This is a genomic window from Alteromonas sp. LOR (assembly GCF_000753865.1).
Lineage (GTDB): Bacteria > Pseudomonadota > Gammaproteobacteria > Enterobacterales > Alteromonadaceae > Alteromonas.
Genome location: NZ_JQFW01000029.1, coordinates 1 through 637, shown reverse-complemented (window position 1 = coordinate 637; position 637 = coordinate 1). Strand labels below are relative to the sequence as shown.

Below are 637 nucleotides of genomic sequence, written 5' to 3'. Positions count from 1 at the left end.
GCGCCTAGGAACCGAGGCTGTCGAACAATCCTTTAAAAAGATGGCTAAACATTGGTATCAACAACATGAATTCGAAACGTGGAACGGACTGAATTTGCTCGGAGTAGATGGTGTCGTTTGGCGAACGGCAGATACCGCTGAAAACCGAGATAAGTATGGCTCTGGCAGTACTCAACATGGTGATACTGCATTTCCTCAGATTCGCATGGTCTGCCAAATGGAACTGACAAGCCACCAACTCATCAGCAGTGCGTTTGATAAATACAAATCGAATGAGATGGTGCTAGCAGAGCAGCTGATTAGCGATACGCCTAATCATTCACTGACCATGTTTGACCGTGGCTTTTATTCCTTAGGCTTACTTCATCAGTGGCAAAACGCTGGAAAAGAAAGGCACTGGATGATACCCGCCAGAAAAGGGCTTCAGTTTGAAGTATTAGAAAGTTATAGCCGTGTAGATAAACGGGTTAAACTGACAACTACACCTCAAGCGAGAAAGAAGTTCCCTGGGCTTCCAGACGAGGTTGAGGCGCGGCTGGTGACGAAGAAAATAAAAGGCAAAGAGTGCCGAATTCTGACCTCGCTTACCGATGTAATGCGCTACCCCAGTGACGACATTGTAGACTTATACACCCAT

1 protein-coding gene is annotated in these 637 nt (G+C 46.3%); it reads left to right on the top strand.

Annotation, left to right across the window (positions count from 1 at the left end; all coding sequences use genetic code 11):
• Positions 1-637 (top strand): IS4 family transposase (locus tag JV36_RS0110915; RefSeq protein ID WP_032139776.1); only part of this gene is annotated, 637 nt, incomplete at both ends.